The organism is Tolumonas osonensis (assembly GCF_014202415.1).
GTDB lineage: Bacteria > Pseudomonadota > Gammaproteobacteria > Enterobacterales > Aeromonadaceae > Tolumonas > Tolumonas osonensis.
Genome location: NZ_JACHGR010000007.1, coordinates 114,266 through 133,260 on the forward strand (window position 1 = coordinate 114,266; position 18,995 = coordinate 133,260).

General features: G+C 52.2%; 19 protein-coding genes and 3 tRNA genes. 14 read left to right on the forward strand and 8 right to left on the reverse strand.

The window, feature by feature from the left end; all coding sequences use genetic code 11:
- Nucleotides 1-50: 50 nt before the first annotated feature.
- Both HNR75_RS10850 and xerD read right to left on the reverse strand, forming a co-directional pair.
- Nucleotides 51-1,670 (reverse strand): DUF4139 domain-containing protein, encoded by a 1,620-nt coding sequence (locus HNR75_RS10850; protein WP_188026994.1) that lies wholly within the window; start codon nt 1,668-1,670, stop codon nt 51-53.
- A gap of 30 nt (nt 1,671-1,700) precedes the next feature.
- Nucleotides 1,701-2,594 (reverse strand): site-specific tyrosine recombinase XerD, encoded by an 894-nt coding sequence (gene xerD, locus HNR75_RS10855; protein WP_223157879.1) that lies wholly within the window; start codon nt 2,592-2,594, stop codon nt 1,701-1,703.
- A 76-nt stretch (nt 2,595-2,670) separates the two neighbouring features.
- On the opposite strand from xerD, the gene fldB reads away from it, so the two are divergent.
- Entirely contained in the window at nt 2,671-3,186 is a 516-nt protein-coding gene (gene fldB / locus HNR75_RS10860; protein ID WP_188026995.1) for a flavodoxin FldB, read from the forward strand.
- Here fldB and HNR75_RS10865 read toward each other — a convergent pair.
- On the reverse strand, nt 3,183-3,896 hold the full coding sequence (locus HNR75_RS10865) for a tRNA1(Val) (adenine(37)-N6)-methyltransferase (RefSeq protein WP_188026996.1): 714 nt from the start codon (nt 3,894-3,896) through the stop codon (nt 3,183-3,185). The two genes, fldB and HNR75_RS10865, sit on opposite strands and share 4 nt — an antisense overlap.
- 106 nt (nt 3,897-4,002) lie before the next feature.
- Here HNR75_RS10865 and srmB point away from each other — a divergent pair, with 106 nt between their 5' ends.
- On the forward strand, nt 4,003-5,319 hold the full coding sequence (gene srmB / locus HNR75_RS10870) for an ATP-dependent RNA helicase SrmB (protein WP_188026997.1): 1,317 nt from the start codon (nt 4,003-4,005) through the stop codon (nt 5,317-5,319).
- A 44-nt stretch (nt 5,320-5,363) separates the two neighbouring features.
- Here the strand turns inward: srmB and yaaA are convergent, their stop codons facing one another.
- The 3 genes from yaaA to HNR75_RS10885 form a co-directional block, all read right to left on the reverse strand.
- Nucleotides 5,364-6,149 (reverse strand): peroxide stress protein YaaA, encoded by a 786-nt coding sequence (gene yaaA / locus HNR75_RS10875; protein ID WP_188026998.1) that lies wholly within the window; start codon nt 6,147-6,149, stop codon nt 5,364-5,366.
- A 73-nt stretch (nt 6,150-6,222) separates the two neighbouring features.
- Nucleotides 6,223-7,329: a PilT/PilU family type 4a pilus ATPase gene (locus tag HNR75_RS10880; protein ID WP_188026999.1), complete on the reverse strand. Its 1,107-nt coding sequence runs from the start codon at nt 7,327-7,329 to the stop codon at nt 6,223-6,225.
- 10 nt (nt 7,330-7,339) lie between these two features.
- On the reverse strand, nt 7,340-8,377 hold the full coding sequence (locus tag HNR75_RS10885) for a type IV pilus twitching motility protein PilT (RefSeq protein WP_188027000.1): 1,038 nt from the start codon (nt 8,375-8,377) through the stop codon (nt 7,340-7,342).
- Between the two features lie 33 nt (nt 8,378-8,410).
- Between HNR75_RS10885 and HNR75_RS10890 the strand changes: the two genes are divergently transcribed.
- The 6 genes from HNR75_RS10890 to hemW all read left to right on the forward strand — a co-directional run bounded on the left by HNR75_RS10890 (nt 8,411) and on the right by hemW (nt 12,598).
- Entirely contained in the window at nt 8,411-9,112 is a 702-nt protein-coding gene (locus HNR75_RS10890; RefSeq protein ID WP_188027001.1) for a YggS family pyridoxal phosphate-dependent enzyme, read from the forward strand.
- Between the two features lie 5 nt (nt 9,113-9,117).
- Nucleotides 9,118-9,942, forward strand: a complete 825-nt coding sequence (proC, locus tag HNR75_RS10895; protein ID WP_188027002.1) for a pyrroline-5-carboxylate reductase — start codon at nt 9,118-9,120, stop codon at nt 9,940-9,942.
- Between the two features lie 8 nt (nt 9,943-9,950).
- Nucleotides 9,951-10,502 carry a YggT family protein gene (locus tag HNR75_RS10900; protein WP_188027003.1) on the forward strand — a complete coding sequence of 184 codons (552 nt, stop codon included), beginning with the start codon at nt 9,951-9,953 and terminating at the stop codon, nt 10,500-10,502.
- Nucleotides 10,502-10,792 (forward strand): DUF167 family protein YggU, encoded by a 291-nt coding sequence (yggU, locus tag HNR75_RS10905; protein WP_188027004.1) that lies wholly within the window; start codon nt 10,502-10,504, stop codon nt 10,790-10,792. The genes HNR75_RS10900 and yggU overlap by 1 nt, the downstream gene beginning before the upstream one ends.
- Before the next feature lie 66 nt (nt 10,793-10,858).
- Nucleotides 10,859-11,449 (forward strand): RdgB/HAM1 family non-canonical purine NTP pyrophosphatase, encoded by a 591-nt coding sequence (rdgB, locus tag HNR75_RS10910; protein WP_188027005.1) that lies wholly within the window; start codon nt 10,859-10,861, stop codon nt 11,447-11,449.
- 3 nt (nt 11,450-11,452) lie between these two features.
- Nucleotides 11,453-12,598: a radical SAM family heme chaperone HemW gene (gene hemW / locus HNR75_RS10915; protein WP_188027006.1), complete on the forward strand. Its 1,146-nt coding sequence runs from the start codon at nt 11,453-11,455 to the stop codon at nt 12,596-12,598.
- 64 nt (nt 12,599-12,662) lie between these two features.
- On the opposite strand, the gene trmB is transcribed toward hemW, so the two are convergent.
- A complete protein-coding gene (trmB, locus tag HNR75_RS10920; RefSeq protein ID WP_425506786.1) occupies nt 12,663-13,388 on the reverse strand; it encodes a tRNA (guanosine(46)-N7)-methyltransferase TrmB in 726 nt (241 codons plus the stop codon).
- Nucleotides 13,389-13,562: 174 nt separating this feature from the next.
- Between trmB and mutY the strand changes: the two genes are divergently transcribed.
- The 5 genes from mutY (at nt 13,563) to HNR75_RS10945 (ending at nt 15,316) form a co-directional block, all read left to right on the forward strand.
- Entirely contained in the window at nt 13,563-14,615 is a 1,053-nt protein-coding gene (gene mutY / locus HNR75_RS10925) for an A/G-specific adenine glycosylase (RefSeq protein ID WP_188027007.1), read from the forward strand.
- Nucleotides 14,616-14,626: 11 nt separating this feature from the next.
- Nucleotides 14,627-14,902: an oxidative damage protection protein gene (locus HNR75_RS10930; protein WP_188027008.1), complete on the forward strand. Its 276-nt coding sequence runs from the start codon at nt 14,627-14,629 to the stop codon at nt 14,900-14,902.
- Nucleotides 14,903-15,031: 129 nt separating this feature from the next.
- Nucleotides 15,032-15,107 (forward strand) — tRNA-Phe (locus tag HNR75_RS10935).
- 46 nt (nt 15,108-15,153) lie between these two features.
- Nucleotides 15,154-15,229 (forward strand) — tRNA-Thr (locus HNR75_RS10940).
- Nucleotides 15,230-15,240: 11 nt separating this feature from the next.
- A tRNA-Phe gene (locus HNR75_RS10945) sits at nt 15,241-15,316 on the forward strand.
- Nucleotides 15,317-15,383: 67 nt separating this feature from the next.
- On the opposite strand, the gene HNR75_RS10950 is transcribed toward HNR75_RS10945, so the two are convergent.
- Nucleotides 15,384-16,745 carry a sigma-54 dependent transcriptional regulator gene (locus tag HNR75_RS10950; RefSeq protein ID WP_188027009.1) on the reverse strand — a complete coding sequence of 454 codons (1,362 nt, stop codon included), beginning with the start codon at nt 16,743-16,745 and terminating at the stop codon, nt 15,384-15,386.
- A gap of 586 nt (nt 16,746-17,331) precedes the next feature.
- Here HNR75_RS10950 and HNR75_RS10955 point away from each other — a divergent pair.
- Complete coding sequence (locus HNR75_RS10955; RefSeq protein WP_188027010.1) at nt 17,332-18,978, forward strand: DUF11 domain-containing protein; 1,647 nt, start codon at nt 17,332-17,334, stop codon at nt 18,976-18,978.
- Nucleotides 18,979-18,995: the final 17 nt, after the last annotated feature.

Genomic DNA, 18,995 nt, shown 5'->3' on the forward strand with positions numbered 1-18,995 from the left:
TGGCAATATCAGCGGGCACCTTAGCCCGCTGATAAGTGATTGGCAATAGATCAGAGATTATCGATTTGCTTATCCTGCGGATAAGTCACCTGATAGCCCGTATCCAATGTCACCGGCTTGCCGGCTGGCAACGAAAGTTCCCAGCTCTGCACGCCCGCCTGCTGATTGACATTCTGCTCTTTCGGGGCAGTAGTCCCTTCCAGTACAGAGACCTTGATATCCTGCTGTTTTGATACCGGCCAGTTGTCCAGTACGGTCAGCGTCATTGGCTTGTTATGACCATTCGTAACTTTCAGCTGATAGTGACGCTGCAGGGTTTGCGCTTTGTTCAGCACCCCGGATTCACCGGCCTGATCTTTCAGCGTCTGCCATTCCAGTTTAACGGCATCATCGGCACCAAAACCCATCGCGATCTGATCTTTCGGTGACAGCAGCGGCTGATCGATCTTGCCGACCCGAACGCCGTCACGTTGTAACAGCCATTCGCCCGGTAATAATGGCGTTGTGGATGGATTCTTCAGCTTGGCATACAGATAAGCATGCGCATCAAAGCGAGGTACAGCCTGCAGACTCAGTTCTGCCGGCCACTGTTGCTGCTGCAGAACCACCCGCTGTTTTTCCTCACTGGAGCCCAGGCTGACTTTGCCCGCGATCAGATAAGACACATGATAGCCGCTGTCAACCACAGCCGCTTTCTGTTCTTCGACCGGTGCGGCCGCCATCATCTCTGGCATCGCCAGATCCGGCAGCGATTCGGCCGACTTCGTCATGGTACGGGCAACAATTGGCTGCTGATAATCAATCCACCAGCTGGATAAGGCCGGTGGTTCAACCGCGGCGCTTGGCTGCAGGGTGGATAATGTCAGCGCTACGTTTTCCCAGTTTTCGCCGCTGTTCTGCTGAACATAAGCGGCCTGTGTCACGGCCAGTTTTCCGGTTTGCGTATCCAGATTGGCGTCATACACCGGATACCAGCCGGCATCGCTGAGCTGGTAACTCAGTTTCATCGCCAGCTTGCCACCACCGGACTGCAGATGAACTACTGCAATCTTGTTGTCCTGTTGACGGTTGTTGATCTGTTCCAGCTCGCGCTGGGTCACATCAATCTGCTGTTTCAGTTCGCGGATATCCCGTGCCAGTGCAACTTTCGCCGCACCGATTTCCTTCATGCCGGCACCCAGTGTCTGCCAGCCCGTCCGCCATTGGCCGACATTGCTATCCTGAGCTTTCCCTTCCGCGCCGCTGTTTCCACCGTGTTCGGCCAGTTTCTGCAGATAGGTTTGCTGGGTATTCAGGGCCAGTTCATCAGCCTGCAGTAATGCCAGCTGATCCTGCTGGGCAGTCAGTTTATCCTGCAGCTCTTTGGCCCGCGGTAAAACCAGTTCACTGCGGACTTCATTTTTCAGTTCGACACTGGCAACCAGTGCGCTTTTATCACCGCTGCCGGTAATCCGCAGCGTATTTTCATCCAGCGTAGAAGGTAAGCCGGCAATCAAGATGGTTTGCGGGCCGGCCGGTAACTCCACCGCCAACGTGCGGGTCACGGTGGCTGAAGCCGGGTAAACGGTCACCGCGGAAATCTGGCTATCCACCGCCTGTTCAGCCATCGCAGAAGACACCATTAATGCCAGCAGACTGAATGAAAAAACGGCCGTTTTCTTATTAAACATCTATCTCTCCCGTAAAAAACGCATCCGGCGTTATGCCCGCGGATGATGTTCCTGATGTAATTCCTGCAGGCGTACCTGCGCGACATGAGTATATATTTGTGTGGTTGATAAATCTGAGTGGCCAAGCAACATCTGCACAACCCGCAAGTCCGCGCCATGATTCAGCAAATGTGTGGCAAAAGCGTGCCGCAGCGTGTGCGGCGATAACTCGGAGGTGATATTCGCCCGTACCGCATATAACTTGATGCGGTGCCAGAATGTCTGCCGGGTCATATGCTGCGCGCGGTTGGAGGGAAACAGCACATCCGACGCCTGCTCACGCAACAGCGTCTTGCGTCCTTCCCGCATGAAACGCTGGATCCAGTACTGCGCCTCTTCGCCCGTCGGCACCAGACGATCCTTGTTACCTTTCCCGGTCACCCGGACATACGCCAGATTGAACGCCAGCTGATGCACCTGTAGGCCCACCAGCTCGGAAACACGCAGGCCGGTGGCATAGAGCAGTTCCAGCATCGCCTTGTCGCGCAGCTCTATCGGATCCTGTACATCCGGCTCAGCCAGCAGAGCCTCTACCTGCTCTTCACTGATATCTTTCGGCAGCCGCAAGGGTAACTTCGGACTATCCAGCGCCACCGTCGGATCATCCGCCCGCAGCTGTTCCCGGATCAAGAATTGATAGAACCGGCGCAGTGTGCTCAGTAACCGGGCCGTGGAAGTGGCCTTGAAACCCTGATCGATACGCCAGGCCAGATAGCCATGCAGCAGAAAGGTATCCAGGGTCAGGTAAGAGGAGCCTTTGCTGTCGAGCCAGTCATTCAGCTTGTACAGATCGGTGCGGTACGAGGATACGGTGTTGTCTGAAAGCCCGCGTTCCAACCACAGCATATCCAGAAATTGTTCTATCAGCGGGTTATCTTGTTTCATTATTAATTGGTTACCTTATTGGCGATCCGCTTCTGCTTTTGTAACATGGAAGCAACATTGTTGTCCGGAAATCATCATGCAAATTGGCTTATTCTATGGCTCCAGTACCTGCTACACCGAGATGGTAGCAGAAAAAATCCAGTCAATTCTTGGCTCAGATCTGATCACGCTCCACAATCTTGCCGATACCCCGGTCAGCAAAATGGCAGATTATTCCATTCTGTTCCTGGGGATCCCGACCTGGGACTTCGGCGAACTGCAGACCGACTGGGGAAACAGCTGGGATGCGATCGATCGGGTCGATCTGAGCGACAAAATCGTTGCCCTGTTCGGACTGGGCGATCAGGGAACCTATGGCGAGTGGTTTCTCGATGCAATGGGCTTATTGCATGACAAACTGCTGGCCAAAGGCTGCCAGATCGTCGGTTACTGGCCGAATGAAGGCTATGAGTTCGAAGCTTCCAAGGCGCTGGTTGCCGACGGGACGTATTTCGTCGGTCTGGCACTGGATGAAATCACCCAGTATGAACAAACCGACGAACGCCTGAATAAATGGCTGCAACAGGTGCTGGAAGAGATTGCCCAGCTTTAAGCCGACATGCGCAGATAGAATGCATCCGCCAGTGCGATAAACTCCGGGGAGTAACGATTGTCCGCTTCACGCAGACACAGTTGCTCCTCTTCGGTTTCTGCCGGCTTGCGGCTCAGCAGCAACAGCACCAGATTCGGTATTTTCCCCCGTTTGGTTTCAACCAGACAGCGCCGTTGCAGATACCAGCCCTTCCCGATAGCCAGAGAAACCACCTCCTCGCCCTGCCCGACCGGGAGCACCAGCGCCAGCTTGCCAAATGGCGTCAGCAGCCGCGCGGCACTTTCCAGGAGCGTCGCATGATCCAGCTCGCCCGTGAGTCTCGCCAGCTGGCGGGCTGCATCCGGCAGGATCTGTCCATGCTCAAAATAAGGCGGGTTACTGATGATCAGATCATACGCAGGCGCCTGATAAGTACGGGCATCGTGCCGGATCACCCGTATCCGCTCCCGCCACGGTGATGCGTTCACATTTTCTTCCGCCTGCTTCACCGCCTCTTTATCCAGCTCCACCGCATCAATCTGCACGTCCCTTGGTGTCCGCTGCGCCAGCATCAGCGCCAGAATGCCGGTACCGGTGCCGATATCCAGAATGCGTTTTGCACCCGTCACCGGCGTCCAGCTACCCAGCACGATACTGTCGGTTCCCACCTTCATCGCACAGCGATCCTGTTCAATATGAAATTGTTTAAACGTAAAACTATGACCGCCCATGAAAACCTTTCTTATACTGAAACGACAGCAATACTAAAATTGCTGCGAATTTTACTGCATACTTGCCTATAATGTGCGCCCTCATTTGTAAGTCAGGAAGTCGTTTATGTCTTTTGAATCCTTAGAATTGGATCCCGTTCTGCTACAGGCCGTAGAAGAGTTGGGTTTCACACGCCCGACCACCATTCAAACACAGGTGATCCCAGTGGCGATGGAAGGACGGGACATCATGGCTTCCGCACCAACCGGCACAGGTAAAACCGCCGCGTTTTTGCTACCTATGATGCAGCATATGATTGACTTCCCGCGCCGTAAACCCGGCCCGGCACGTGCGCTGATCCTGACACCGACCCGTGAACTGGCGTTGCAGATCACCGAACAGGCCGAAGCACTGGCGGCACACACTTTCCTGAAAGTCGCCAGCATCATCGGGGGTGTGGCCGAAGAAACCCAACTGCCCGCTTTAGAAAAAACCGTGGATATCGTGATTGCGACGCCGGGCCGTCTGATGCAATACATCGAAGACGAGCGTTTCGACAGCCGTGATATCGAAGTGCTGGTGCTGGACGAAGCGGACCGCATGCTGGACATGGGTTTCATCGGCGATGTCGATCGTATCGCGGCCGAAGCCCGCTGGCGTAAGCAGACCATGCTGTTCTCCGCCACTCTGGAAGGCGCTGGTCTGAAAAGCTTTTCTGAAGATCTGCTGAAAGACCCGGCGGAATTTTATGCAGAACCGCCACGCAGCGAACGTAAAAAGATCCAGCAACTTGTCTATTTTGCTGACACCGCCGAGCACAAATTCAAGATCCTGAAGCACCTGTTGCAGCAGGAAGAAGTACAGCGCAGCATCATTTTCGTGAAAACCCGCGAGCGTCTGGCCGAACTGGTCAGTCAGTTGCAGGGCAGCGGTATCGACTGCGCCTGGCTGCGCGGTGAAATGGAGCAGGAAAAACGTGTCGAAGCACTGCAGCGCTTCCGCTCCGGCAAAGTGACCATTCTGGTCGCCACTGACGTCGCTGCGCGTGGTATCGACCTGCCGGATGTCAGCCATGTGTTCAACTACGATATGCCGCGTTCAGCCGATACCTATGTGCACCGTATCGGTCGTACCGGTCGTGCCGGCAAGAAAGGCTGTGCAATCAATCTGGTCGAAGCGCATGACGTCGGCATGATGGAACGTGTCGAACGTTACACCGAAGAAAAAATGATGCGCCGCGTGGTGGACAGCATGCGTCCGCAACACAAGATCAGCAAAGTCGCCACGAAGAAAAAAGAGAAGAAAGACGAAGAGAAAAAAACGGATAAAAAACCGAAAGAGAAAATCCGCCATCGCGTCACCAAGAACAAAGGCAAGCCTGACTGGGCGAAAAAACACGCCGAAAAAGCCGCTAAAGTCGCTGCAAAAGACGAAGCTAAATAATCTTCGACCTGATCCGCCTGTGTCTGCAGGCGGATCTTATTCCTTTATCCCAAAGAAATCCCTTCCGGACGACGAAACACCAGCTTGTTTTCGGTCGATAGTTCCGCACAAAAGGCATAGCCTTCGGCATCAAAATTCAGCAGCTGTTCAGGTTGCGTAATGCGATTTTTAACCAGATAACGCGCCATCAGCCCCCGCGCTTTCTTCGCATAGAAGCTGATGATTTTATATTTGCCGTTTTTCTCGTCCTGGAACACCGGCGTGATCACACGACCGGCCAGTTTTTTCACATGCACTGATTTGAAATACTCATCGGAAGCCAGATTCAGCAAGAGATCATCGCCCTGCTCTGCCAGCGCCTGATTCAGATGATCGGTAATAATATTGCCCCAAAAGGCATAGAGATCCTTGCCACGGGCATTGGCCAGCCTGGTGCCCATTTCCAGCCGGTAGGGTTGCAGCAAATCCAGCGGACGCAACAGGCCATACAGTCCGGAGAGAATACGCAGATGCTGCTGCGCCACATCCAGATCGGCATCATTAAAATCCTGAGCCGCCAGCCCGGAATAGACATCGCCGTTAAACGCCAGCAGTGCCGGCCGTGCGTTTTCCGGTGTTGACACCGGTTGCCATCCGGCATAACGGGCGACATTCAGGCCAGCCAGCTTGTCGCTCAAGCTCATCAGTGAAGCAATATCGGCAGGGGTATATTGACGTAACTGCGCAATCAGCTGTGCAGATTCATGCATCAGCGCAGGTTCGGTAAAACGGGATGTGGTCAGCGGAGATTCATAATCCAGCGATTTGGCAGGTGAAAGCACAGCCAGCATAGGTACCTCAATAAAAAAGATGAAGCGGTAACTTGTTATCAGTATGTTACCACTTCATCCCGGTTATTGCTGCCTATGCGACGGTCACGTTATCCAGCATGCCGGAATCATAGTTTCCACCGGCAGCCATCTTGATCATGACGCGGACTTCATTGCCGGAATCGGCGAAGGCAATCGCTTCATCAAAACCTATCGCGCCCTGCTGATAGAGTTCAAACAGCGACTGATCGAAGGTCGTCATCCCCAGCTCACGCGAACGGGACATGGTTTCCTTCAGACGGTGCACCTCACCTTTACGCATAATGTCGCTGATCAGTGGCGAATTCAGCATGATTTCAAAAGCGGCCCGACGGCTTTTACCATCAATGGTCGGTACCAGTTGCTGCGCCACGATCGCCTTCAGGTTAAACGCCAGATCGTACATCAGCAGACGGTGCTTGTCGGCCGGCACCAGGTGCAGAATACGTTCTATCGCCTGGTTGGCATTATTCGCATGCAGGGTCGCCATACAGAGATGACCGGTCTCGGCGAACGATAACGCGAACTCCATGGTTTCTTCAGAACGGATCTCACCGATCAGGATGACATCCGGCGCCTGACGCAACGCACTTTTCAGCCCCTCGTCATAAGAAAGCGTATCTGATCCGACCTCACGCTGCGTAATCAGGCAACGATCATGCTTGTGTACAAATTCGACCGGATCTTCAATGGTCAGAATATGATCATTCGCACGACTGTTACGGTAACCAATCATCGCCGCCTGTGTGGTCGATTTACCGGCACCGGTGGCGCCGACAAACAGGATCAGGCCGCGTTTTGCCATCGCCAGCTCTTTCACCGACGACGGCAGAAACAGTTCCTCACAAGTCGGGATCACCGTTTCGATACGACGGATGGAACAGCCGGGACAATCCTGCTGCCAGAAAGCACTGACACGGAAACGCCCCAGGCCGGGACAATTGATCGCAAAGTTCGCTTCGCGGGTCTCCACATAGGACTTAAAGCGATCATCTGTCATGGTCTGGCGAACCGTCTCAAGCACTTCGTCTTCGTCCAGTATCTTTTCATCCAGTCGACGCAGTTTACCGTTCACTTTAAGCGAGGGCTGAATACCGACAGAAATAAATAAATCCGAACCTTTTTCATCCACCAAAGTACGTAATAAGTTAGCCAGTTCCATAACAGCATCCTTACAATATTGAGTTAGGATCAACAGCCTTCGCTTTAGCGTCCTGAACAGAAACCAGACCGCGGGACACCAGATTCTTTAAACAATAGTCCATAGTCTGCATTCCATGCACCATACCGGTCTGAATAACAGAATACATTTGAGCCACTTTGTCTTCACGGATCAGGTTACGAATCGCCGGAATACCGATCATGATTTCATGCGCAGCGATACGTCCGCCGCCGTTTTTCTTCATCAGCGTCTGGGAAATAACGGCTCGCATGGATTCTGACAACATGGAGCGCACCATCGCTTTTTCTTCACCGGGGAAGACGTCGATAATACGGTCGATCGTTTTGGCCGCCGAGGTGGTATGCAGTGTACCAAACACCAGGTGACCGGTTTCGGCCGCTGTCAGTGCCAGACGAATCGTTTCCAGGTCGCGCATTTCACCGACCAGAATGATATCCGGGTCTTCACGCAGCGCGGAACGCAATGCCGCGTTGAAGCTCTTGGTATCCCGGTACACTTCACGCTGGTTCACCAGACACTGCTTGCTCTGATGAACAAATTCGATCGGATCTTCAATCGTGATGATGTGGTGATTGTAACGATCATTGATGTAATCAATCATCGCGGCCAGTGTAGTGGACTTACCGGAACCAGTCGGGCCGGTCACCAGCACCAGGCCGCGAGGGTTCTCCGCGATATCCTGAAATATCGCCGGTGCGCCCAGGTCATCAAGCGTCAGCACCTTGCTCGGGATCGTACGAAATGCAGCCGCGACGCCGCGGCTCTGGTTAAATGCGTTCACACGGAAACGGGCCAGGTTGGGTATTTCAAATGAGAAGTCGACTTCCAAATCCTCTTCAAATACCTTACGCTGATGGTCGTTCATGATGTCATAAACCAGACTGTGCACTTGCCGGTGCTCCAGCGGCGGAACATTGATACGTCTCACATCGCCATCAACACGAATCATGGGTGGCAACCCGGCGGAAAGATGCAAATCTGATGCGTTATGCTTTACACCAAAGGCCAATAATTCGGTTATATCCATTTATTAATCCCACTCCCAACAAAAACTGAACCAATGAATGATATCGAATCTCGCTTGCTTGCCATAAAAGAACAAATCGCTTCTCATGCCCGACTGGCTAACCGCGCCCCGGATGAGATAAAACTTCTGGCGGTCAGCAAGACAAAACCGCTGGAAGCCATCCAGGCCGCTTACCAGGCCGGCCAGCGACTGTTTGGTGAATCTTATGTGCAGGAAGCGATCACCAAAATTCAACAGTTAAACAACGCCCCCGAATATGCCGGCATTGAATGGCATTTCATCGGCCCGTTACAATCCAACAAAACCAGACTGGTGGCAGAACATTTCGACTGGGTACACAGCATTGACCGTGAGAAAACCGCCCAGCGACTGAATGAACAGCGACCAGCCGGTCTCCCGGCTCTGAATATATGTATTCAGGTTAATATTAGCGGAGAACAGACCAAATCGGGTATGACTGCTGATGAAGTTTTTGGCCTGGCTGGCATAATCAGCAATTTTCCGCGTCTGAAATTACGCGGGCTAATGGCAATTGCAGAAAATACCGATGATATGAACATCGTTCGTGATAACTTTCTGCAGATGCAGGAATTGTTTAACCGTTTGAAAACCCTGTACCCATCCGTCGATACCTTATCGATGGGCATGACCGATGATATGCCGGTGGCAATCAGCTGCGGCAGTACAATGGTACGAATCGGAACCGCCATTTTCGGCAGCAGAGAATATAAGTAGGAATCATGGAACAGAGAAATATTGCGTTTATTGGTGCAGGTAACATGGCACGCAGCCTGATCAGTGGCTTAATCAATGCGGGCTTTCCCGGCAGCAAAATTCACGCCACCGATATTGATGCGGATAAAGCTCAGCAACTGGGTGCCGAATTCGGTATTACCGGCAGTAATGACAATATCGCAGCAGTAAAAGGCGCCGATGTCATCGTGCTAGCTGTTAAACCCCAGTTTATGGCTGAAATGCTGAGTCAGCTGGCCCCGGCAATCGGTGATTTCGGCAATAAACTGATCATCTCCATCGCTGCAGGCGTCAGCGTTGCCCGTTTACAGGGGTTACTCAACGGTCACCAGAATATCGTTCGCTGCATGCCCAATACCCCATCCCTGATTGGTATCGGCATGACCGGTCTGTTTGCATCCAACACCGTCAGCGCAGCGGATCGCCAGTTTGCGCAGGATATGCTGCAGGCTGTAGGTAAAACCGTCTGGGTTGATACCGAAGCTGCCATTAATGGCGTGACAGCCGCATCCGGCAGTGGCCCGGCCTATTTCTTCCTGTTCATGCAATACATGGTGGAAGAAGCACAGCGCATGGGTTTCAGTGCTGATGCCGCCCGCCAGCTGGTGCAGGAAACCGCTCTGGGTGCTGCGCAAATGGTGATCGCCAATCCGGATACCGAACTGGCGACATTACGCGCTCAGGTCACGTCCAAAGGCGGCACCACCGCGGCTGCCATCAACGCCTTTGAAGAAGGCAAGCTGGCAGATCTGGTCAGTGCGGCCATGCAGGCTGCGCAGCATCGTGCGGAAGAAATGGAAACTCTGTTTTAAGGATCTTCATGAATACACTGTTTTTTCTGCTGGATACTGTATTCAGCGTTTATCTGATGGTTGTCCTGTTACGCTTCTGGCTGCAATGGACCCGGGCCGATTTTTACAACCCGATGAGCCAGTTCTGCGTAAAACTGACGCACCCGATCCTGACACCGCTGCGCCGGATTATTCCCGGCTTCCGCGGCATTGATTTTGCGTCGCTGCTGCTGGCCTATGTGGTCGCGGTATTAAAATTCGTGACTTTCATGCTGCTCGGGATCCTGAAAATCAACGTTACCGGTCTGCTGCTGCTCAGTTTTCTGGTCGTTCTGAAACAGGCCGGCTCACTCTTGTTCTGGGTCCTGATCGCGCGGGCAATCCTGAGCTGGATCAGCCAGGGCCGCAGTTCGGTGGAATATGTCCTCTATCAGCTGACCGAGCCACTGCTCAGCCCGATCCGTCGTTTTCTGCCGTCATTAGGCGGGCTGGATCTGTCTGTGCTGGTGCTGTTCCTGATCCTGCAGGGTCTTAATTTCCTGATGCTGGATCTGGTCGGTCCGCTGTGGAATCAGCTCTGATGGCTGGTTTCAGAAAAGACGGTGATGAAATATGGCTGGATGTTTACATCCAGCCCAAAGCCAGCCGGGACCAGATCCAGGGCTGGCACGGTGAAGAGCTGAAAATTGCGATCACCGCCCCGCCGGTTGATGGTCAGGCGAATGCGCACCTCATCAAGTTTCTCTCCAAACAGTTCAAAGTCGCCAAAAGCCAGATCGTGATCCACAAAGGCGAGCTCGGGCGGCATAAAACCGTCCGTATCATTTCTCCCCAGCAGCTTCCGGCCATTCTGGATCAGTCCGCAGACTGATCCAATATGTGGTACTGAGCGGCTTCCGACGTTATCATGTCGCCGATCTGAATACGGAGTCTGAATATGGAAAAGGTAGTGCTTGCCACCGGCAATAAAAAGAAAGTTGAAGAGCTCAACGCCCTACTGGCCGGTATGGATTACACGGTCGTCCCACAAAGTGAATTCAATGTCGAAAGCGTACCGGAAACAGGCACTACGTTTGTTGAGAATGCCATCATCAAAGCCCGTCATGCCGCCCGCATTACCGGTCTGCCGGCGATTGCTGATGATTCAGGTATTGAAGTGGATGCGCTGTTGGGTCGTCCTGGCGTTTACTCTGCCCGTTATGCCGGGGAAGATGCATCCGACCAGGATAATCTGGAGAAACTGCTGGAAGAAATGAACGGCGTCCCGGCTGTGCTGCGTACTGCCCGTTACTGGTGTGTCCTGGTTTATATGCGCCACGCGGATGATCCGACCCCGATCATCTGTCAGGCCAGCTGGGAAGGCACACTGGCAACCGAGCCTGCAGGTGAAAACGGCTTTGGTTACGATCCGATCTTTAATGTACCAGATCTGGACTGCACCGCTGCAGAGTTAGACCCTGCCACCAAAAACAGTCTGAGCCATCGCGGTAAAGCGCTGGCGCAACTCGCCGAGGCGCTGCAAGAGTAATTTATGCTGCAACTACCGCCACTGAGTCTGTATATCCATATTCCCTGGTGCGTACAGAAATGTCCGTACTGTGATTTCAACTCGCATGCACTGAAACAGCAGGTGCCGGAAGCAGACTATGTGGCGGCCCTACTGGCCGACCTCGATGCTGATTTGATGTATGTGCAGGGCCGTCAACTGCAGAGCATCTTTATCGGTGGCGGCACGCCCAGCCTGTTTTCAGCCGAAGCGATTAAATCCCTGCTGGACGGAGTGGCCGCCCGCGTCCCTTTTGCCGCTGACATCGAAATTACCATGGAAGCCAATCCCGGTACCGTAGAGGCTGGTCGCTTTGCCGGCTATCAGCAGGCCGGCGTCACCCGCATCAGCATCGGCGTACAGAGCTTCCAGCCGGAAAAACTGCAGCGTTTGGGGCGTATCCATGATCCGGCTCAGGCGATTGCCGCAGGTTTGCAGGCCAAACAAGCCGGACTGCGTAGCTTTAATATCGACCTGATGCACGGCTTGCCGGAACAAAGTGTCAGTGACGCTCTGTCTGATCTGCAGCAGGCCATTGATATCGCGCCGCCGCATCTTTCCTGGTATCAGCTGACCATCGAACCAAACACCGCGTTTGGTTCCCGTCCGCCGGTTCTGCCGGAAGACGAAACCCTGTGGGATATTCAGGAGCAGGGCCACCAGCTACTGTTGGCTGCCGGTTACCGCCAGTATGAGATCTCCGCCTATGCCAAACCGGGTTACGAATGCCGGCACAATCTCAATTACTGGCAATTTGGTGACTATCTCGGCATCGGCTGCGGCGCACACGGCAAAATCACGCTGCCAGCAGAAGATCGCATCATCCGCACCGCCAAAGTAAAACACCCGAAAGGTTACCTCGATCCGGCGCGGGCATTTTTAGACCGGAGCTGGGATGTGGACAATGAAGACCGTCCGTTTGAATATTTCATGAACCGGATGCGCCTGTTCCGGCCTATTCCTAAAGCCGAGTTTACTGCCCGGACCAATCTGCCTGCAGAAACGGTAGAACAGCTGTTTAAACGCGCCTATGAACAGGGATTGCTGGAGCAGACGGATACCGAGTGGCTGGTGACTGAGCTAGGGCACCGTTATCTGAATACGCTGCTGACGATGCTGATGGAAGACTGAAACAACAACGGCCTGTCTCTTCCGATAACAGGCCGTTGATATCTGTGCAGGTCAGACTGGATGCTTAGCTTTTACGCGCAAACAGCAGATCCCACACGCCGTGGCCCAGACGATGGCCACGCTGTTCAAATTTGGTCAGCGGACGTGAATCCGGGCGCGGCGCATAGTCCCCTTCCACCGTATTCACAAACCCTTCTGCGGCGTTCATCACTTCCAGCATATGTTCCGCATAGTTTTCCCAGTCGGTTGCCATATGGAAGACGCCACCGATTTTCAGTTTCGGACGCAGCATCTGTACAAATGCCGGCTGTACGATACGGCGCTTGTGATGACGCGCTTTATGCCATGGATCCGGGAAGAACAACTGCAGCGTATCAATGCTTTCATCCGGGATCATCTGACCCAGCACTTCTACCGCATCATGGCAGAACAGACGCAGGTTGGTAATGCCGGCATCCTGCGCGGATGACAGGCAGGCGCCGACACCCGGACGATGCACTTCAATACCGATAAAGTTTTTCTCGGGCGCTGCGGCAGCCATCTCCACCAGCGATTTGCCCATGCCGAAACCGATCTCCAGAACCACCGGCGCTTCACGGCCAAACAGCTGCGCCAGATCCAGCATTTCATCGCGGAATTCAACACCCATCACCGGCCATAATTCCTGCAATGCACGTTCCTGGCCTTTGGTCAGACGGCCTTCGCGACGGACAAAACTACGGATGCGGCGCATGAATTTACCTTCTTCGGTAGTCTCTTCACCGACGTTCATTTCATTATGTTCGGTCATGGTGTCTCTCAATCAGTTAACAAGGCGTTGGCATTATCCAGAGATAGCCCGAAGGCGCAAGCACAAAGCCGTTATTCAGCACGATTTCCCCGGCTAAAGCCCTACTTTTTTTGCCGTTTACAGCCCACCCGCGCTGTGACAGCATGCAGGCTCAATCAGCAGAAGGTTTTTAGTTTGAATCAGGCTACTTTTTCTCAGCGTTTACTCGACTGGTATGACATCGCCGGACGCAAAACGCTGCCCTGGCAGCAAGACAAAACGCCCTACCGTGTCTGGGTGTCAGAAATCATGCTGCAACAGACCCAGGTCAGCACGGTCATCCCCTATTATGAACGCTTCATGGCGCGCTTTCCGGATGTTATTTCTCTGGCGGATGCCCCGCAGGACGAAGTGTTGCATCACTGGACTGGCCTTGGCTACTATGCCCGTGCCCGCAATCTGCACAAAGCGGCCCAAGTCATACGCGATCAATATGCCGGGCACTTTCCGGAAACGTTCGACCAGGTGGCCGAACTGCCCGGAATTGGCCGCTCGACAGCGGGTGCTATTCTTTCACTGGCATTAAAGCAGCATCACGCCATTCTCGATGGCAACGTGAAACGGGTTCTGACCCGCTGGCTGGCGCTGGAAGGCTGGCCGGGGCAGAAACAGATCGAAAACGAGTTATGGGACTGTGCCATCAGGCTGACACCGGCAGAACGGGTGGAGCATTACAATCAGGCGATGATGGATCTCGGCGCCAGCCTTTGCAGCCGCAGCAAACCGCAGTGCGCCATCTGCCCGATGCACGATGACTGTGGCGCCTATCTGCAAGGCACGCCTACCGCCTACCCGACGCCAAAACCGAATAAAAAGCAGATACCGGTGAAACAGACCTGCCTGCTGATCATGCGCTGTAACGAAAGTGTCTGGCTACAGCAACGTCCGGCACAAGGCATCTGGGGCGGGTTATTCAGCTTTCCGGAGTTTACTTCCGCCAATGATGCTCAAAACTGGCTACAGCAGATTGGCTACCCCGGAACACCGATTAGCACCCTGACGGCATTCCGGCACACCTTCAGCCACTTTCATCTGGATATCACGCCATTGCTGGTAAGCCTGCCACACCCTGCTCACAGCATCATGGAGCAAACCAACGAACTTTGGTATAACCTCAGACAACCATCCAGTGTTGGTCTGTCGGCTGTGACACTGAAATTACTGACTTATCCTGAACTGCAACAATAGAGATGATTACTATGACCCGAATGGTTTTTTGTCAGCGCCTGAAAAAAGAAGCTCCCGGTATGGCTTTTCAACTCGTTCCGGGCGAACTGGGTAAACGCATTTTTGACAATATCTGTCAGGAAGCCTGGGCTGAATGGCAGAAAAAGCAAACCATGTTGATCAATGAAAAGAAACTCAACATGATGAACGCTGAACACCGCGCTTTATTACAGACAGAAATGGAAAAATATCTGTTTGAAGATGGCGATGTGCAAATCGACGGTTATGTACCGCCGAGTGAAAAATAAGCATCGTGATTTCGAAAATCCTTCTTTTTTCTGGTTTTGTTCAGCAAAGCAGCAAACGAACTGAAAATCGGAGGGTTTCGGAAAAAAGCGTTGACTTGAAACCGCTTATTTTGTTTAATGCGCCCCGTTGCCCAGATAGCTCAGTCGGTAGAGCAGCGGATTGAAAATCCGCGTGTCCGTGGTTCGATTCCGCGTCTGGGCACCATTATCTAAGTTAACTTGCTGCGGCGAGTTAAGTAACAAATTTGTGTGCCGGCTTAGCTCAGTTGGTAGAGCAACTGACTTGTAATCAGTAGGTCATCAGTTCGATTCCGATAGCCGGCACCATTCTTTTCTAAGCCCAGATAGCTCAGTCGGTAGAGCAGCGGATTGAAAATCCGCGTGTCCGTGGTTCGATTCCGCGTCTGGGCACCATGATTACGAAAGCCTCACATTACTGTGAGGCTTTTTCGTTTCTGGCTTATGCACTTTCAGATGATGTTCAGGAAGGCAGCAGCTTGTACTTCTCCATCAGCCTGTACAGAGTTACCCGCGATATGCCGAGCTGACGAGCTGCAGCCATGACATTGTTACCATTGGATTGCAAGGCTCGTTGTGTCACCAGTTTATCAACTTCAGCCCTGGCTTCAGCCAGCGTAGTGCTCTGAATCAAAGGCTCAGAGCCCGGAGATTCAGAGTCCAGTTCTAAATCCTGCGGGCAAATGACCCGCTTTTCGCACATGACTAACGCTCTGGCTACCCGGTTTTTCAACTCACGGACATTGCCCGGCCAGTGATAGCTGCGCATCAGGTGTAATGCCGATGGACTGAAACTCCGCACCAGCGGATTGAGCCCAGCTCTCATGCTGCAAAGGAAATGGTTGGCCAGCAGTTCAACATCCTCTCCCCGCTCTCTGAGTGGCGGCAGTTCCAGATCCAGCACACAGAGACGAAAGAAAAGATCCTGCCGGAAACGTCCGGTCCGGATGTCTTCACGCAGATCCCGGTTGGTAGCGGAAATAACCCTGACATCGACCGGAATCACTTCAGATCCACCAACCCGCGTTATCTTTTTCTCCTGCAGAAAACGCAGCAGATTGACCTGTAACTCCAGTGGCAAATCGCCAATTTCGTCCAGAAACAGGGTACCACCATTAGCCTCTTCGATATGACCAATCCGGCGCCGGAAAGCACCGGTGAAAGAACCCTTCTCATGACCAAATAATTCAGACTGAATCAGGTTAGCCGGAATAGCGCCGCAATTCACCGCAATGAAAGGGCCGTTCCGGCGACATGAGCGCTGAAAAATGATGTGAGCAGCCAGTTCCTTGCCGGTGCCGCTCTCGCCCACCAGCATGACATATGAGTCAATAGACGCTATTTTTTCCAGTTGATGAAACACTCTCCGCATGGAAGGACTATTGCCAATCATACATCCCCGGCCTGTAGCGACCATTCCGCAATGCAGAGGAGGCACAGACCGTAAACCAGCCATACCATAGGCATGCCCCAGGGAGGATAGTAACCGGGAATCATCTACTGGCAAGGTATGATAGTCATACAGATATTTGGCCAGTAAATCGCAGACCGTTGATTGTGTCATCATGCCGGGAGGTACTAACCCAATCCATGCCATGTCACTACTGGTTTGTGCCAGCAATAACTCAATATCATGGTCAGCTTTCTCGTCTAAACCAAATTTATCGAGCAGAATAAGTCCGACAAGAGGATGCGTCCTCTTATACAGTTCCATTGCTTCATTTACAGTACACACCGGGCACGGCAGCCATCCTGCAGCAAGCGCCACTTCTGGCATATTCCACACCCCGGCGGTACGCAGACATATCAGCTCGCGTACGTCCATGGGCAGCCACCTTGTTGCTACAACAGACCTTTTAATCCTCTTTAAGTATCGGAGATACTCCCTTTATATGCCAGTTGTTACACGGGGGATTTAACAAAAACCTTACACTTTCTGCTCTATCTCCCAAACAAGAGAGCACCATATAAATCCAGCCAAAATTCTTTATTTTTTATCTTTAAAATCAATTGATTAAATTAGGCTCCGCACAGAACCAACGCGATAAAAATTCCGTGTATTACAGTGCAGATTCAAGTAACGCTATCAATTCCGGACGGTCAGGAACGATGTGTTTCATTTCTGATACAAGTCTGATTTTGGTTGTTTTATTTTTAAATTCAATAACTTACAAAAAGACACCCATTAAATGTATCTTTTTGTTAACACACATGAAGAAAACATAGAGCTCAAAAGTAAACTTTCTCTTTATTTTCAACACCTTATCCATGTGGCCTGAAATTTGTATAGCTATAAGGGCGCAAGACCCCCTGACATTCTCGCCGATAGGCACACAGGTAGTTGGTAGTTGATCGTGCTTCTGGCAAGACCCCAGGGATTGGTTTCCATATATGGAAAAAGGAATGCGATCATGAAGATAAAATTTAATTACAAACCATGGCTCACGGCATTGTGTCTGGCAGGCGCAATGTTGGTGGCACCGGCATATGCCGGTGTGGCTAATAATGGTCTATTTGAACTTGATGCCAATCCTCAGGATGATAGTGGCGTGCCACTACCAGATGATTGGGCTACGCCACCCGATGCTGGCGATGCGCTGATATTCTCTGGAATTCTTGCAGATCCAGCGCCTCAAAGTATTTTTGATGGTGGTAAAAAAGACATTCAGGATGTCACTCAGTGGTCCTGGAAAAACGGTGCGGTACCAGATAAAGATAATCTGACCAATGCCTATGCCGCCGCCTATAATGACAATGGTGATTTGGTTATCTATTTCGGTGCAGACCGATTCGCCAATACCGGTGATGCCTTCATGGGCTTCTGGTTCTTCAAACAGAAAGTTAACGCTATGCCGGACGGTAGTTTCTCTGGTCATCACGTTGCCGGTGATACCTTGGTTCTGGTTGATTACCCCCAAGGGGCTAATGCAGTACCATACATTGCAGTTGTAGTCTGGGATACCACCTGTACCAAGGCAACGAGTAACAACCCATCACCCGGGGATTGCGCTGCAGCCAATCTGCGACTGAGAAGTGAAAGTAGCGGAGCTGTCTGTAGTTCTGGTCTTAACCAGTTGGCCTGTGCTACCACTAATCACAGTAATGTCGACTCACCATGGCCGTATATGCCGAAATCAGGCTCAGCTAATGTCTTCCCTTATGAATCCTTCTTTGAGGGGGGCATAAACCTGACTCAACTTGTCGGCGGAAACGATAACTGCTTCAGTAGTTTCATGGCTGAAAGCCGTTCTTCAAGTTCATTTACTGCGTCACTCAAGGACTTTGTGTTGGGTGATTTTGAACTTTGCGGTGTATCCATCACTAAAACCTGTTCTGCTGGTGATGTAAACGCAGCTGAAAACGGTTTTGTCTATACCTTCAATGGTGTTGTCACCAATACAGGCTTCGGTACTCTGTATGACGTAACCGTGATTGATGACAACGGTACACCAGCTAATACAACTGACGATTTCACTATCCCTCTCGGGACAATATTGAAAGGAGCATCAGCTAACTACAACGGTACATTTGAATCAACACTGAATCCGCCAACCAATGGTGTAACAGTAACAGCAGCATCTACTTCTGGTGGTGAAGCTACAATCACCGATACCGCAAGTGATCTGTGCCCAGGCGTCAATCGAGATCCGCGAATTGATGTTACCAAAGCCTGTTCAACCAGTGTGCTGAGTGAAAACGATAATCTCGTTATCAAGGTTGAATACAGTGGTCAGGTCTGTAACGGAACTGGTGGTTCATCCGGTTTACTGCCTATTTCTCTGAACAATGTGGTTGTTCAGGATGATGCAGGAACACCTGGCGTTCCAGGTGATGACCCAGCGCCGATTTTGATTGGCACACTGGCAGCAGGAGCCTGCTCACCATACAGTGGTTCTTACTACCCAGCCAGTGCTAACAGCCAGGTACCAGCTGAAATCAGCTTCAGTGATACTGTTACAGCAACAGGTGTTGCAGCACTTGGTTTCGGTACACCGGAAGATACGGCTACCGCGACCTGCAGATTGTGCCCAACTTGCCCTGACTGCCCTACCCCTTAAGTCAGAGTAAGAATGAG

What these genes read in the sequence shown, in the direction of transcription:
- HNR75_RS10850 (WP_188026994.1), bottom strand. Translation starts at nt 1,670, where the DNA reads ATGTTTAATAAGAAAACGGCCGTTTTTTCATTCAGTCTGCTGGCATTA.
- xerD (WP_223157879.1), bottom strand. Translation starts at nt 2,594, where the DNA reads ATGAAACAAGATAACCCGCTGATAGAACAATTTCTGGATATGCTGTGG.
- fldB (WP_188026995.1), top strand. Translation starts at nt 2,671, where the DNA reads ATGCAAATTGGCTTATTCTATGGCTCCAGTACCTGCTACACCGAGATG.
- HNR75_RS10865 (WP_188026996.1), bottom strand. Translation starts at nt 3,896, where the DNA reads ATGGGCGGTCATAGTTTTACGTTTAAACAATTTCATATTGAACAGGAT.
- srmB (WP_188026997.1), top strand. Translation starts at nt 4,003, where the DNA reads ATGTCTTTTGAATCCTTAGAATTGGATCCCGTTCTGCTACAGGCCGTA.
- yaaA (WP_188026998.1), bottom strand. Translation starts at nt 6,149, where the DNA reads ATGCTGGCTGTGCTTTCACCTGCCAAATCGCTGGATTATGAATCTCCG.
- HNR75_RS10880 (WP_188026999.1), bottom strand. Translation starts at nt 7,329, where the DNA reads ATGGAACTGGCTAACTTATTACGTACTTTGGTGGATGAAAAAGGTTCG.
- HNR75_RS10885 (WP_188027000.1), bottom strand. Translation starts at nt 8,377, where the DNA reads ATGGATATAACCGAATTATTGGCCTTTGGTGTAAAGCATAACGCATCA.
- HNR75_RS10890 (WP_188027001.1), top strand. Translation starts at nt 8,411, where the DNA reads ATGAATGATATCGAATCTCGCTTGCTTGCCATAAAAGAACAAATCGCT.
- proC (WP_188027002.1), top strand. Translation starts at nt 9,118, where the DNA reads ATGGAACAGAGAAATATTGCGTTTATTGGTGCAGGTAACATGGCACGC.
- HNR75_RS10900 (WP_188027003.1), top strand. Translation starts at nt 9,951, where the DNA reads ATGAATACACTGTTTTTTCTGCTGGATACTGTATTCAGCGTTTATCTG.
- yggU (WP_188027004.1), top strand. Translation starts at nt 10,502, where the DNA reads ATGGCTGGTTTCAGAAAAGACGGTGATGAAATATGGCTGGATGTTTAC.
- rdgB (WP_188027005.1), top strand. Translation starts at nt 10,859, where the DNA reads ATGGAAAAGGTAGTGCTTGCCACCGGCAATAAAAAGAAAGTTGAAGAG.
- hemW (WP_188027006.1), top strand. Translation starts at nt 11,453, where the DNA reads ATGCTGCAACTACCGCCACTGAGTCTGTATATCCATATTCCCTGGTGC.
- trmB (WP_425506786.1), bottom strand. Translation starts at nt 13,388, where the DNA reads ATGACCGAACATAATGAAATGAACGTCGGTGAAGAGACTACCGAAGAA.
- HNR75_RS10930 (WP_188027008.1), top strand. Translation starts at nt 14,627, where the DNA reads ATGACCCGAATGGTTTTTTGTCAGCGCCTGAAAAAAGAAGCTCCCGGT.
- HNR75_RS10950 (WP_188027009.1), bottom strand. Translation starts at nt 16,745, where the DNA reads ATGGACGTACGCGAGCTGATATGTCTGCGTACCGCCGGGGTGTGGAAT.
- HNR75_RS10955 (WP_188027010.1), top strand. Translation starts at nt 17,332, where the DNA reads ATGAAGATAAAATTTAATTACAAACCATGGCTCACGGCATTGTGTCTG.